Origin of the sequence: Chryseobacterium sp. CP-77 (assembly GCF_036362765.1) — a bacterium.
Lineage (GTDB): Bacteria > Bacteroidota > Bacteroidia > Flavobacteriales > Weeksellaceae > Chryseobacterium > Chryseobacterium cupriresistens.
In genome coordinates this window covers 1,204,224-1,217,474 of the sequence record NZ_CP143637.1, presented here as the reverse complement: position 1 = coordinate 1,217,474, position 13,251 = coordinate 1,204,224, and the positions used below count along the sequence as shown (strand labels likewise).

Here is a 13,251-nt window from a genome sequence, read left to right as displayed (position 1 = left end):
AATGATTCTAAACAATAACGAAATAATTTTAAAAGAAATTCTTCCTAAGAAGAGTTTCTTTTTTAATATGACAGAAAAGTTGAGGATAGCTTTTTCTATATTCTACCTTGCAATAGGTATGTTTTTCATTACAAGTAGTTTAAATTCCAGCTTTTGGCTTTTTTCAATAATAGGATTTGGTGTTTTTTGTAATGCTTTATATGTTGCTTTTTTCAGATGGATTGTAAAGTATTGGAGACTGAAAAACAATTATTATGTCATTACAAATCAAAGAATAGCTATTGTTGAAAAGGCAAATGGGAAGATTGTAAAGTATAAGGAATTGAATGAAATAAAGGAAGTAAATGCCGAAATGAATACTAAACATTTTGGTAATATTATTTTTGGTGAACCTGAGACTTTTTTGGGTAAAGATGATGAGAGTTTTTCTTTTTTTAAAAGAAGAGGTGTTAATTTTACTGAAGATAAATATGCCTTTCTAAGTGTTGAAAATATTAACGAAATTATTCCTTTATTTAACGAAATGGGATTAAAGGTTAACAAAACTTTTTACTAACTTTACATTGATGAAAAAAATATCTGTCATATTTATTCTGCCGGACTTAGAAACCGGGGGTGCAGAAAGGATTGTTACCACAATAGCGAATCATCTTTCCAGAGATCGGTTCGAGCCTAAGATTTTGCTGTTACGTAAACAAGGCGGATATTTGAATTTTCTGAAAAAAGATGTTGAAATTATCGATATCAATACTGAAAGAATAAGACATTCATTAAGACCTATTTTAGGAGAGATCTACAGAAGAAAACCGGATATAGTCTTTTCAGGTTTTGGTGAGGTAAATGCTTATTTATCCCTGTTTATAAAACTGTTTCCAAGAACGAAATTTATTGCGAGGGAAACTAATGTTGTCACCCAGCATGTAACCCGCAAAGAGATTAAGTTTTTCTATAATTTTTACAACAACTATCAGAAAATCATTGCTCAAAGCGATGATATGATGAAAGATCTTGTCGATAATTTTAATATTAAAAAGAAAAAAATTGTCAAGATCAATAATCCTGTAGACTTTGATTTCATTGAAGATAAAATGGCCTTGTCTTTAAAACCCGAATGCTTCAAATACAATTATAAAAATGTAGTGGCCATTGGGAATCTGTCTTCCAGAAAAGGGTTTGATAACCTGCTGAAGGTTTTTTCAAGACTGAAGAATGAAAATATTATGCTTCATATTCTGGGTGATGGAAAAGACAAAGATCTTCTGCTTCAGACAAAGGAACTTTTAGGATTAAAAAAGGTGATTTTCCATGGCAGACAGGAAAATCCCTACCAGTATCTTAAATATGCGGACTTATTTGTGCTTTCTTCACGATACGAAGGGTTCCCCAACGTTCTTCTGGAAGCTGGTGCCTGCGGAACTTATTCCCTAGCCAATAACTGTCCCGGTGGAATCAACGAGATTATCCAGCATAATATAAACGGAGAGATTGCAGATATTGAGAATCATGACAGGTTTGCCCAGGAGATTGTAAGGATACTTCAGGGCAATTATAATCGGGATGCTGTAAAAAATTCCATTAAATCAAGGTTCTCAAAAAATATTATTCTGGATAAATATGAAAAGGTCTTATTGGATCTGATCAAACCCTGATGACTCCATTTGCTTTATAGACTGTTAATTTCTTACTTTTGGGGCTGTCAATTTTATCTGAAAACCCATTTTATTCATGAATAAAATCCAAAAATTAGGATGTGCCTGTGAGAAACCTGATTTCCATTATACGGAGTTCAGGAGTTCAGAATTAGGGACCGATCATACCAACGGAAGATATGGAGAAGTGTCTATCCAACAGTGCAAATTGTGCCAGAGAATCTGGATTCATTATTTTGTGGAATATGAGCATTATTCCAAATCAGGAAGATGGTACAAAGGCATTGTTTCGAAAAAAGACCGCCCTCACATTACTCCTGAAAACGCTGTGGAATATCTGGAAAGCCTTGAATGGTATGTCTATGGAGGCTCATTTTTTGAAAGTACGGGAACCATTGGACAAGGAAGTCTGAGGTTGGATTAGCAGCTCTTTAACAAAATATGTAGAAAAAAATAGAAATTTACTTTACCAATTAACCATATTTAACCATGAATGACGAATTAAAAAGAGAAATATTTAATAAATATAATAGCTATGTAGCCGAAAATTATAGTGAAAAATATATTTATCGGTTAATTCTTCAGGAAGGCTACAACCAACAAGTTGTAGATGAAGTAATGAAAGGTATCCATACTGATAAGCAGGAGATGTTAAAGAAAAAAAATAAATATCGTTCTGTTATCAGTATCATGTTATATATAGCAGGAATCATAGTTATTTTTTCAGGGATAATAATGATGGTTTTGGGAGGGATTAAAATGGGAATGATTCTAATTTTTTTGGCGGTGATTATCTGGATAAAAGCCAATAGATAAAAGTTATTTTTTAAAATATGAAATTCAATAAAATTGATAAAACTCACTTTGGTGCTTGGTAATTTATATGTAAATTTGTGAGAATTAAGATAGATAATAATAAACAAATTCATACAATAACATGAGTCAATTCGATGTTACCGTAATAGGTTCCGGTCCCGGTGGTTATGTTGCTGCAATCCGTGCAGCACAGTTAGGTTTCAAAACAGCAATTATTGAAAAATATTCAACTTTAGGCGGAACTTGTCTTAACGTTGGATGTATTCCGTCAAAAGCACTTCTTGACAGCTCTGAGCATTTCGAAAATGCAAAACATAATTTTGCAGGTCACGGAATCATCATCAACGAGCCGCAAGCGGATATTGCCAGAATGATCGAACGTAAAAACGAAGTGATCAAGCAGAATACTGACGGAATCAGCTACCTGATGAACAAAAATCAGATTACTGTTTTTGAAGGAGTAGGAAGCTTCGAATCTGCTACTCAGATTAAAGTGACTAAAAACGACGGTTCTTCAGAAACGATCGAGTCTAAATATACCATTATTGCAACAGGTTCTAAACCATCTACACTGCCTTTCATCTCTTTAGACAAAGAAAGAGTGATTACTTCTACGGAAGCTTTAAACCTTAAAGAAATTCCTAAGCATTTAGTTGTAATCGGAGGTGGAGTTATTGGTCTTGAACTAGGTTCTGTATACCTAAGATTGGGAGCTCAGGTAACGGTTGTTGAATTTATGGATAAAATCATCCCTGGAATGGATGGAGCTTTAAGCAAAGAATTGACTAAAGTTCTTAAAAAACAAGGAATGAAGTTTATGCTTTCTACTGCGGTTTCTGCAGTTGAAAGAAACGGAGATACTGTAAAGATCACGGCTAAAGATAAAAAAGGTGAAGAAGTAGTTGTAGAAGGAGATTACTGTTTGGTTTCTGTAGGTAGAAAACCTTACACAGACGGTCTTGGTCTTGAAAAGGCAGGTGTAGAGCTTGACGAAAGAGGAAGAGTAAAAGTAAACGATCACCTGCAGACTAATGTTGCTAATATCTATGCGATCGGTGACGTTATCAAAGGGGCTATGCTTGCTCACAAAGCTGAAGAAGAAGGAGTTTTCGTTGCTGAAACATTGGCAGGACAAAAACCTCACATCAACTATAACCTGATTCCTGGTGTTGTGTACACATGGCCGGAAGTTGCTGGAGTTGGTAAAACTGAAGAGCAGCTAAAAGAAGAAGGTGTTGCTTACAAAGTAGGATCTTTCCCGATGAGAGCTTTAGGTAGAAGCCGTGCAAGTGGTGATATCGACGGTCTTGTGAAGATTATTGCAGACGAAAAAACTGATGAGGTTTTAGGAATGCACATCGTAGGAGCAAGAGCTGCTGACCTTATTGCAGAAGGAGTAATTGCTATGGAGTTCCGTGCAAGCGCTGAAGACATCGCAAGAAGTTCTCACGCTCACCCAACCTATGCAGAAGCTATCAAAGAAGCTGCATTGGATGCTACAGCAAAAAGACCTATTCATATGTAATATCTGATTAAAAGATTTAATCATTTAAATATTTAAAATTAAAGGCTGTTTCTTTTGGAGACAGCCTTTTTTATAGATTTTTGCTGTAAAGAACGAAACCTGGTTTGGAAAAAAAAATCATCTATAAGCCAATAACTGTTTACATCATTTTCAGATGGTCATAAAACTTAGAATCTTTTGGTGCAATGTTGAACTGGATCCCAAAGGTTATCCCTTTAAAATATTTTTCTTTATGAATGGGAAAAGCATATCCTGTATTGAGAAATACCGCATTAAATAAGGAAAAACCTATTCTCGGTTCCAATGAATAGGGATTAGCAGAGACTCCGATCAAAAGCCCGGCACGAAGAATATTGACATTGATCTCAGGAATAAATTTATCTTTATCATTAACATGGGTATAAAGTAAAGAAGGGCCAAGGATAATAGAACCTACATAATTATTTCCTAATCTGTATTCCAATCCTGCCTGAAGAACATTTCTTCCGGTATAACGATAGGAAATACCCAATGCTGTTTTTTCCAGCAGCTGAGCATTTGAAAAAAACGTTAAAAAAATAAGAGGTAGTATTATCAATTTTCTCATGATTATTTTTGTTCAAATATAAAGGTTTCAGAGGCTTTACAAAAGATGAAGATGGACCTTTAAAGAATTATAATAGCATTGACTAGGTTAGCATCTTCAAATTTCCGTACCTTTGTCAGCTAATTTTATCATCAATGCAACTCGGAAAAACTCAAACTTTAACAATTTCAGAAAAAATTAATTCAGGATGGATCCTCGTAGATGAATCCGGTGAGAAGGCTTTTCTGCCTAAAATCTTTATTCAGGAAGAAAAAGAAACAGGTGAAGAAGTTGAAGTTTTTGTATATCAGGATGACGATAAATTAAAAGCAACCACTGAAATTCCTTTGGCTGAAGTAGGTGAATTTGCAGTAATGAGCTGTGTACAAAGCCTTCCTAGCGGAGCTTTTATGGATTGGGGAATCATTAAAGATTTATTTATTCCTTACAAACAGCAGAAAACCAAAATCATCGAAGGAAAAAGATATCTGGTATATATCTATGTAGATGAAGATATGGAACTGATTACAGGTACTACAAAATTCAAAAGAAATCCTCAGTATGATGATCTTCCGTTCAAAAAAGGAGACAAAGTAGATCTGATTATGATGAACGAAAGTGAACTGGGCTGGAATGTGATCATCAACAAAAAATACATTGGTTTGATCTATGCTTCCGATGTTTTCAAAAAGCTGTATCCATTGTCAGAAGAAACAGGATACATCAAAGCGATCCGTGAAGACGGTAAAATAGATGTTTCTTTACAGCCGGAAGGTTTTGAAAATATTGATGAGTTCAAACAAAAGATTCTGAACAAACTGGAAGAAAATTACGGACTTTTGTATGTATCCGATAAATCTTCTCCTGAAGAGATTAAAGATGAGCTTCAGATGAGTAAGAAAAACTTCAAGAAAGCAATCGGAGGACTTTATAAAGATAAGATCATCGATATCTCAGACGATAAAATCAAATTATTATAAAACAAAAAACGGGCAGAAATTTCTGTCCGTTTTTATTTTTTTTCTTTCAAAAATGAAATTTGTTCTTTTAGCATGACTATCTGGTCGTCTTTTGACTGGATGAGTTTGTCATAGGCTTCTTTAATATCTTTAATTATCTCTTTGTAGTCATTATTAATAGCTTCAGCATAACCACAACTACTGTTGCCTTCATTAGTCAGACTATGGGTTGTATTTCTATTGACATTTAGAAAGTTAAATAAGTCTTCTTCAAGAATTTTAGAAATTTTTATTAATCTTTCTACACTTAGTTTGGTTTCGCCTGTCTCTATTTTACGGTAAGCTGCTGGAGTTATGTCTAACTCATCAGCCATGTTTTCAAAAGTATAGCCTTTTTTACTCCTTTGTTGGGCAATTTTCTCAATAATTTTTTCAATTTCCATCATTTGTATTTATTTTTCTCAAAAGTATAGATTTTTCACTAAAAGTATTTCTCTGCATTGAGCAATATGTTTAGTTTAGATTATGAAAAACACAAGTGCACAAATGTTTTTTTAGTGTATTAAATTATTACAAATTAAAATTCATTTTATGAAAAAAAAATTATTTACTGCGTTATTATTCACAGGAGCGACTTTAGGCTTCGCCAAAGATAATGTGCAAAAAAATGAAGTAAAAACTACAACAGCAAAAGAAGTAAAGCAAGTTGTAAAAGCTCATCAAATCAATTCTATTGAAGAAGATTTATTAAAAGCAACTTGTACGGATATTCATGCTTTTTTTGATGAAGTTGATGGAGAATTAGAGTATCAAGGGTCAATGGAGATAAGTTATGAATGTGACAATGCTGAAGTTAGCCTCTATATTTGGTACTAATTAGTACTATACTTAATTTGATAAGAGGCTTATTTAAGTCTCTTATCTTTCTAAATTTATTTTGAAATGTATAAATCTTTTATATTCTTTTTATTCTTTTTTTCAATATTTATCCATTCACAGGAAAAATTAAAAGTAAACTACGAAGTTATTCATCAAACTAATGTTTCCTGGGGAGGCGCAAAGTTATCTGATGAAATGAAAGATCAAATGCTGAAAAAAATAGAACAGCTAAAAAAGCGCCCCGAGTTTTGTATTCTCTACTATTATGAGGGAAATTCTTATTTTACAGAACTAGTATCGGATGAAAAAAACATAAATAAAAAACAAAAAAAGGAATACTTTAAATTTAAAAACCAAAACAGTTATTATCAGTTAAACGATTACAGAGTTGAGGAATTCTATGGATATTATCCAGACAGCAGCTCTGAGATTGAATATAAGGATGAAAATCTGACTATTGAAAATTATCTCTGTAAACTAGCAATTGTCAAAACAGGTAATACTATCAGTAAAGTATGGTATACTGAGGAAATTCCAGTGTCTGCAGGACCCTATAATTTTAACAGCCTGCCAGGTTTGGTTTTGAAAGTTGAAAATTCTAAATATTTGTGTTATGCCACTCATATTTCCAAAGATTGTAAAGAACACGAAATAAAAAAAATGGACTCCAAGCTTTCTGTCTATAAAGGACTAGAATTGGAGACAAAAATAAAAGAAGGCAGGGATAAAATGAGAAAGAATGGAAGAGAAAATTTAGATGCATTTAAACAAAAAATGCAAAATTCTAAGTAGAATTAAATTGAATATTAAAAAGTATGAAAGATGTTGTTACATTGTTATTTCTTTTTTTATTCGGTGTGTACTTTTCACAAAATATTTTGATAAAGGTTGTTGACCAGCAAGGAAAACAACTTGATAACATCAATGTCCAACTTCAACAAAATGGACGAACATTGCAATTCAAAAAAACTGATTTACAAGGAATTTGTAATATTAATATCTCGACAAAAGGAGTTTATACTTTAAAATTTACTTCATTACTCTACAAAACAAAATTTGTAGAAATTAATATATCGGAAAAGTCAGATTTTGAAATTACGTTGGAGCAACAGATCACAGAGATAAAAGAGGTAGAAATAAAATCACGGCCCAAGATTGCAACTGCAAAGGGTGATACTATTTCGTACAATATTAAGGCAATTAAAGATGGAACTGAAAGAACCGTAGAAGATCTGATCAAAAAATTACCAGGATTAGAGATCAATGAAAATGGAAAAGTAACCCATAATGGAGATATTGTAGGACAAGTTTTGATTGATGGAAACGAACTTTTTGGAAGAAATCATACAATGTCTACACAAAATATTTCTGCTGATATGATTGAGGGCATTGATTTTTGGCAGAACTATACAACAGTTAGTGGAAATCAATCTACCGCATTGAACTTAAAACTTAAAGATGAATATAAAGAAAGAATTACAGGGAACATTGAAGCCAATTATGGAAATAAAAATAGTTATCTTGCTCATGCCAATCTATTCAAATTTAGTAAGGTTGGAAATTTAGCTTTAATTACAGATGTCAATTCCATTGCAAAAGATCCCATAGGAATAATGGATTTTTATGACATGAATAAACAGGAAGAAGCAGTTAATATAGATGGAGGAACAGGTATAGATACTCCTACTTTTTTGAATAATGATGGAAAAGTTAAATCAAAAGATAATCAATTTGGAGCTTTGCAATACTCAAAATCTGGAAAGGAAGTATCTGTAACTGCATTTTCAATTTTTGATCGCTCAAAATTAGAGAAACTCTCAACAATTAATAGGACAGCATTTCCAGAGCAACCAACAAACTATAATTTCTATGAAAGTCGTTTGGAAAAAAATAATGGATATTTTGGAACAACTCAAATCAAAGTAAAAAAAACTTTTTCAGACAGCAGTTTTTTTTATTACAGTTTTGGATATAATCCATCGGAAGATAACTTCGACCAAGATATAAATAGAAATACATTTCTTAAAAACAGTATTTTTGATATTGAAAATACTGTTAGAGGTACAACATTTGGGAATTTTCTTTCTTGGAACAAAAAAATTAATAGTTCTAAAATAATCCTTGCTTTTTTACAACAACAAAATAATTATAAATCAACATTAGATATAAATTCCACAGAAAATATTTTTCAAAATTCATTTAATAAATTAGCACAGATTTTAGACACAGATTCTAAAAAGTATGCTTTGGACTTTTTTCTGAAAAATGATTTCAAATTTATTACGGTTAATTTTCGTTCAGGATATTCTAATAAAAATGAAAATGCGTTATTATTAGAAGCTTTTACCAATAAATCAGAAGCGAGGAAACTTAAAACTTATCATTTTTTAAATGAAATTTTTACTCAAAAAAATTTGGGCAGCTTTGATTTTTTTGGAGCAATTAGTTCTCATTTTCTCAATTTTAATCAGAGTGAGAAACACTACTTTGAAAAAAAAATAAAGATAAAATTTCAGCCAAAGTCAAATACAAAGACAGCTTTAACGCTCGAATATTTTAATAAGTATAAATCTCCCGAATTTACCCAATTATTATATGATGAAAATTATAATCGTGATTTATCATATATGCGTAATGTTTCCTTGTTTCCAGAAACTTTGATTAATACTGAAACATTCAAATTCAATTTTATTCGTTTCAATTTGAAAAAAGGAAATTATTTGTTTGCAATGTTGATGTATGAAAAAGCAAATTCTAATTTTACATCAGATGTATCTAACTATGGGATGTTTTCGGAAACTTTGAATGTTCTGGGCAGTTTAAATGACCGTTGGTTCTTACTTGTTTCTGATGATAGAAGATTAGGGGATTTTCTCTCGCTCAAATCTAAATTTACAGGATCATATAGTCGTACTAATAATTTTATTAACCATCAAACTAATCAGACTAATTTGAAAAATTTTCAATTAGGACAAAAGTTCTTAACGAATTTTAAGGAAATACCTATACAATTTGATTTTGGATATACATATACCAAATCATTTTTTAATCAAAGTCTTTTTAATACTACTTCAAGTCAACAGAATTTAAAATTATCTCTAGGAATTCGAACAAATATAAAAAATGAATGGATTGGAAGTTTTCTGGGAGAATACCTCATTCAAAAAACGCAACAAAATATAATAAAGAATTTTCTATTAGGAGGACAAATTTCATACAGGAAAGAAAATTCTGTCTTAGAATATAATTTGGCTATGAATAATATATTGAATCTGAACTCATTTAATTATATAAATAGCTCTGTTTCACTTTTAGGAAGGGATGAAACTTCAACTATAGCATTACACGGATATATTATGGGTGGATTTAAATATAATTTCTGATTTATTTTTTATTATATAAATATAAGCAAATACCTTATATGATCTATCTTATCCTTTTTATTACAACTATTAAAGTAAATCAGCCGTATTCACTCTTTTGAAGCTTCTCTACTACGCTTGACAGTATCAATGAAGCTACAAGTATCTGGTTTCTTGCAAGTATAATAGTATCCAACGTTTGTAGATTCTTCGATAAGAGAAGCTAGTATCATTATGTCTAAAAAGAAAATTCTTTTTAGACATTTTTATTTCGCTTTTTATTTGAAGGCATGATCGATGTCATGACATTTTTGTTTAATTTTTATGTTTAACAATTTTGTCAAAAATAATTTTTAATATAAATTTGCACAAATTTGTTTAACAAAAATGTCAAATCAAGCAAAAAAAGACCAAACACAGGAATTGATCAAGGAGACAGCGAAGAATTTATTCTTTGTGAAAGGAAAGTTTGATGCTACTACGCAGGAGATTGCAGATGAAGCAGGAGTGAACAGAACCCTTATTAATTATTATTTCCGTTCAAGAGATAAGCTAATCCAGATCATCTTTGATGAAGCACAAAGAGTAGAACAGGAAAAGTCGAAGATTATTCAGAATTCAGCTCTTCCTTTTAAAGAGAAGATCAGCAAATTCATAGAAAGCAGTCTTTCCACAAGCCTTCAATATCCGTATCTGGAAACGTATATTGTGTCACAGATCAATAAAGGAACCTGCCATCACAGAGAGATTGAAGAGGATATCCTGAACGATATGTACAAGGATATTGAAAAAGAAATGGAATTGGGAAATATTGAGAAAATGGCACCGGTTCAGTTTATTCTGAACATGGTTTCGCTGTTGGTATTCCCAAGCGCCATAAGACCATTATTCATGGAGAATTTATTAATTAATGATGAAGAATATGATAAAATTATTTCTGAAAGAAGAGAGATTATTATCAATATGTTGTTCAAAAACTAAAAAAAAACTAAAGTATTTCTGAAAATGATTCGTCAAATAGAAATAAATAATGAATGAAAATTAAATAAAAAATAAACGAAGTATAAAATTATGAATAGAAAACGTATAACTGCTACAAAGCTAAAAATTGGGATAGCTTCAGCATTTATGATTTTCGGCTCAACACTGATGTCTGCCCAGCAGCAGGTTTCCCTGCAGGAAGCAATTAAACAGGCACTTCAAAATAAAGCAGAAGCTAAAAAAGCTGCTTTACAGGTGAAAAAAGCCGAATACAAGATTGATGAAGCCAGAGCCGGTGCCCTTCCTCAGGTCACTGCTACGGCAGGTTTAACCTATAATCCGATTATTCAGGAATCTTTGCTGGAATTTGGAGGAGAGAAGATCAGAGCTCAGTTTGGGCAGCCGTGGGGTTCAACAGCTTCTGTACAGCTTCAGCAGGCGATTTTTGATCAGAGAGTATTTACAGGATTGAAAGCTGCAAAGTCAACAAGAGAGTTTTATGTACTGAATGCTCAGTTAACCAATGAACAGATTATTGAAAATGTTGCAACAGCTTATTATCAGGTGTTCGTACAGGAGGAAAACCTTAAAACGGTAACAGCTAGCTATGCCAACACTGAAAAAGTAAGAAATGTTATTAAAAGTCTGGTTGATAACGGTCTGGCAAAAGCAATCGATTTGGACAGAACCAATGTTCAGCTTACCAATATCGGTTCCAACAAGCAGGCTTTAATCAATTCTGTGGAACTTTCAAAAAATGCCCTTAAGTTTTATATGGGAATCCCGATTTCTACAGACATCGAGCTTGAGGAAAAAGAAATCGAACCAAAACCTGAATTGATTGCGAGCAACGTAAATCTTAATGATCGTACGGAGCTTAAAGTTTTAAATAAAAACAGGGAACTTTTGGTTTTCAATAAAAAAGCGACTGAAGCTTATCTTTATCCATCAGTAAATCTTACAGCGAACTACGGATGGGGAGCCAACGGAGCCAAATTCCCATTGACCAATGGCCTTAGTAAAGGTGTTCTCTGGAGTGATTTTTCAGCAATTGGTTTGAATGTCAATATTCCTATTTTCACAGGTGGAGCTACCAAAGCGAAGATCAACCAGGCAGAAATAGATATTCAGGATCTTGATGTTGATATTGAAAACACTCAGCTGAGCTTAAGTTTAGATTATAAAAATGCCGTTACCAATATGGAAAATGCATTGATCAATCTCGAAAGCATGAAAGATAATGTAGGATTGGCGGAAAGAGTTCGGAAAAATACCCAGTCAAACTACCAGTATGGACTGGCAACACTTACGGAAGTGCTGGATTCTGAAAATGCTCTTACGCAGGCAAAACAGAACTATTCTAATGCATTGCTGGATTATAAACAGGCAGAGATCAAGCTGATAAAAGCTAAGGGTGAACTAAACACACTACAAAACTTATAATAAACTAAAATGAAAAAAACTTTAATATATATCATCGTAGCAGCTGTACTGGTAGGTTTAGCCGCTTACAAGATTGCGGGTAACAAAGAAAAGCAGACGCAGGAAGTAAAAGAAGTTGCCAAGCAGGTGGATAAGATCAATGTTAATATTGTAACCGTTACAAGAGAAAATATTGATACAGACTACTCAGCCAACGGAACTTTTATTCCTAAGCAGGAAATGAACCAGTCTTCTGAAATATCAGGACGTATTGTAAGCGTTTTGGTAAAAGAAGGTTCAAGGGTAGGAGCAGGACAGGTTTTGGCAACTATTAAAAAAGATGCTATCGAAGTAGATGTTACCCAGGCTCAGAACAATCTGCAGAATGCTATTATTGATAACCAACGCTATGAGAACGCATATAAAACGGGCGGAGTTACAAAACAACAGCTTGACAACTCAAGACTACAGCTGAAAAATGCTCAGGCTGCAGTAAGAGCACAAGGTGTAAAAGTAAATGATACAAGCATCCGTGCAGGAATCAGCGGTACGATCAACAAGAAAATGGTTGAGCCCGGAACGGTGGTTTCTCCTGGAACATCGATGTTTGAAATCGTTAATATCAACAGTCTGAAACTTTCTGTTTTGGTAGATGAAAGCCAGATCGGAAAAATCCAGTTAGGTCAGGAAGTTCCGATTAAAGTAAATGTTCTTCCGGAAGATTCTTTCGTAGGTAGAATTACTTTCATCGCTCCTAAAAGTGATGCTTCTCTGAATTTCCCTGTTGAAATCGAAGTACAAAACAAAGGAAACCTTAAGGCTGGTATGTATGCAACAGCTAAATTCAGTACAAACAACGGTGCAGAAACTCAGAATATGCTTACCGTTCCTGCAGAAGCGTTTGTAAATGGAGTAAGCTCAGGACAATTATTCATTGTTCAGAATGGTGTTGCTAAATTGATCAAAGTAACCATCGGAAAAGTTTATGGAGATAAAGTTCAGATTTTAAGTGGATTGAATGGAGGAGAGCAGGTGGTAACCAGCGGACAGATCAACCTGGACAACGGATCTAAAGTGAACATTGTAAAGTAGC

Annotated in this window: 14 protein-coding genes; 12 read left to right on the top strand and 2 right to left on the bottom strand. The window is 32.9% G+C overall.

Annotation, left to right across the window (positions count from 1 at the left end; all coding sequences use genetic code 11):
- Window position 1: 1 nt before the first annotated feature.
- From V0410_RS05410 to lpdA, 5 genes are all read left to right on the top strand, one after another.
- A complete protein-coding gene (locus tag V0410_RS05410; RefSeq protein WP_330746622.1) occupies window positions 2-556 on the top strand; it encodes a hypothetical protein in 555 nt (184 codons plus the stop codon).
- A gap of 10 nt (window positions 557-566) precedes the next feature.
- A complete protein-coding gene (locus V0410_RS05405) occupies window positions 567-1,649 on the top strand; it encodes a glycosyltransferase (protein ID WP_330746621.1) in 1,083 nt (360 codons plus the stop codon).
- Window positions 1,650-1,725: 76 nt separating this feature from the next.
- A complete protein-coding gene (locus V0410_RS05400; RefSeq protein ID WP_330746620.1) occupies window positions 1,726-2,073 on the top strand; it encodes a hypothetical protein in 348 nt (115 codons plus the stop codon).
- Window positions 2,074-2,138: 65 nt separating this feature from the next.
- Window positions 2,139-2,465, top strand: a complete 327-nt coding sequence (locus V0410_RS05395) for a hypothetical protein (RefSeq protein WP_330746619.1) — start codon at window positions 2,139-2,141, stop codon at window positions 2,463-2,465.
- A gap of 121 nt (window positions 2,466-2,586) precedes the next feature.
- On the top strand, window positions 2,587-3,990 hold the full coding sequence (gene lpdA / locus V0410_RS05390) for a dihydrolipoyl dehydrogenase (RefSeq protein WP_047429636.1): 1,404 nt from the start codon (window positions 2,587-2,589) through the stop codon (window positions 3,988-3,990).
- A gap of 139 nt (window positions 3,991-4,129) precedes the next feature.
- Here the strand turns inward: lpdA and V0410_RS05385 are convergent, their stop codons facing one another.
- Window positions 4,130-4,576: a hypothetical protein gene (locus V0410_RS05385; protein WP_330746618.1), complete on the bottom strand. Its 447-nt coding sequence runs from the start codon at window positions 4,574-4,576 to the stop codon at window positions 4,130-4,132.
- A 134-nt stretch (window positions 4,577-4,710) separates the two neighbouring features.
- Between V0410_RS05385 and V0410_RS05380 the strand changes: the two genes are divergently transcribed.
- Window positions 4,711-5,535, top strand: coding sequence for a CvfB family protein (locus V0410_RS05380; RefSeq protein WP_202838803.1), 825 nt, complete (start codon window positions 4,711-4,713; stop codon window positions 5,533-5,535).
- Between the two features lie 32 nt (window positions 5,536-5,567).
- On the opposite strand, the gene V0410_RS05375 is transcribed toward V0410_RS05380, so the two are convergent.
- Window positions 5,568-5,960, bottom strand: a complete 393-nt coding sequence (locus V0410_RS05375; protein WP_330746617.1) for a helix-turn-helix domain-containing protein — start codon at window positions 5,958-5,960, stop codon at window positions 5,568-5,570.
- A gap of 145 nt (window positions 5,961-6,105) precedes the next feature.
- On the opposite strand from V0410_RS05375, the gene V0410_RS05370 reads away from it, so the two are divergent.
- From V0410_RS05370 to V0410_RS05345, 6 genes are all read left to right on the top strand, one after another.
- The gene (locus V0410_RS05370; protein WP_330746616.1) at window positions 6,106-6,390 is read left to right on the top strand and encodes a hypothetical protein; all 285 of its coding nucleotides are present in this window, start codon (window positions 6,106-6,108) and stop codon (window positions 6,388-6,390) included.
- A gap of 66 nt (window positions 6,391-6,456) precedes the next feature.
- Window positions 6,457-7,185, top strand: a complete 729-nt coding sequence (locus V0410_RS05365; protein ID WP_330746615.1) for a GLPGLI family protein — start codon at window positions 6,457-6,459, stop codon at window positions 7,183-7,185.
- 23 nt (window positions 7,186-7,208) lie between these two features.
- Window positions 7,209-9,776 (top strand): hypothetical protein, encoded by a 2,568-nt coding sequence (locus V0410_RS05360; RefSeq protein WP_330746614.1) that lies wholly within the window; start codon window positions 7,209-7,211, stop codon window positions 9,774-9,776.
- Window positions 9,777-10,142: 366 nt separating this feature from the next.
- Entirely contained in the window at window positions 10,143-10,736 is a 594-nt protein-coding gene (locus tag V0410_RS05355) for a TetR/AcrR family transcriptional regulator (protein WP_227943757.1), read from the top strand.
- A 90-nt stretch (window positions 10,737-10,826) separates the two neighbouring features.
- On the top strand, window positions 10,827-12,179 hold the full coding sequence (locus tag V0410_RS05350) for a TolC family protein (RefSeq protein WP_330746613.1): 1,353 nt from the start codon (window positions 10,827-10,829) through the stop codon (window positions 12,177-12,179).
- Between the two features lie 9 nt (window positions 12,180-12,188).
- Window positions 12,189-13,250, top strand: coding sequence for an efflux RND transporter periplasmic adaptor subunit (locus V0410_RS05345; RefSeq protein ID WP_330746612.1), 1,062 nt, complete (start codon window positions 12,189-12,191; stop codon window positions 13,248-13,250).
- Window position 13,251 lies beyond the last annotated feature (1 nt).

Bases quoted from the DNA above. Each gene is read 5' to 3' on its own strand.
- V0410_RS05410 (WP_330746622.1), top strand. From the start codon at position 2: ATGATTCTAAACAATAACGAAATAATTTTAAAAGAAATTCTTCCTAAG.
- V0410_RS05405 (WP_330746621.1), top strand. From the start codon at position 567: ATGAAAAAAATATCTGTCATATTTATTCTGCCGGACTTAGAAACCGGG.
- V0410_RS05400 (WP_330746620.1), top strand. From the start codon at position 1,726: ATGAATAAAATCCAAAAATTAGGATGTGCCTGTGAGAAACCTGATTTC.
- V0410_RS05395 (WP_330746619.1), top strand. From the start codon at position 2,139: ATGAATGACGAATTAAAAAGAGAAATATTTAATAAATATAATAGCTAT.
- lpdA (WP_047429636.1), top strand. From the start codon at position 2,587: ATGAGTCAATTCGATGTTACCGTAATAGGTTCCGGTCCCGGTGGTTAT.
- V0410_RS05385 (WP_330746618.1), bottom strand. From the start codon at position 4,576: ATGAGAAAATTGATAATACTACCTCTTATTTTTTTAACGTTTTTTTCA.
- V0410_RS05380 (WP_202838803.1), top strand. From the start codon at position 4,711: ATGCAACTCGGAAAAACTCAAACTTTAACAATTTCAGAAAAAATTAAT.
- V0410_RS05375 (WP_330746617.1), bottom strand. From the start codon at position 5,960: ATGATGGAAATTGAAAAAATTATTGAGAAAATTGCCCAACAAAGGAGT.
- V0410_RS05370 (WP_330746616.1), top strand. From the start codon at position 6,106: ATGAAAAAAAAATTATTTACTGCGTTATTATTCACAGGAGCGACTTTA.
- V0410_RS05365 (WP_330746615.1), top strand. From the start codon at position 6,457: ATGTATAAATCTTTTATATTCTTTTTATTCTTTTTTTCAATATTTATC.
- V0410_RS05360 (WP_330746614.1), top strand. From the start codon at position 7,209: ATGAAAGATGTTGTTACATTGTTATTTCTTTTTTTATTCGGTGTGTAC.
- V0410_RS05355 (WP_227943757.1), top strand. From the start codon at position 10,143: ATGTCAAATCAAGCAAAAAAAGACCAAACACAGGAATTGATCAAGGAG.
- V0410_RS05350 (WP_330746613.1), top strand. From the start codon at position 10,827: ATGAATAGAAAACGTATAACTGCTACAAAGCTAAAAATTGGGATAGCT.
- V0410_RS05345 (WP_330746612.1), top strand. From the start codon at position 12,189: ATGAAAAAAACTTTAATATATATCATCGTAGCAGCTGTACTGGTAGGT.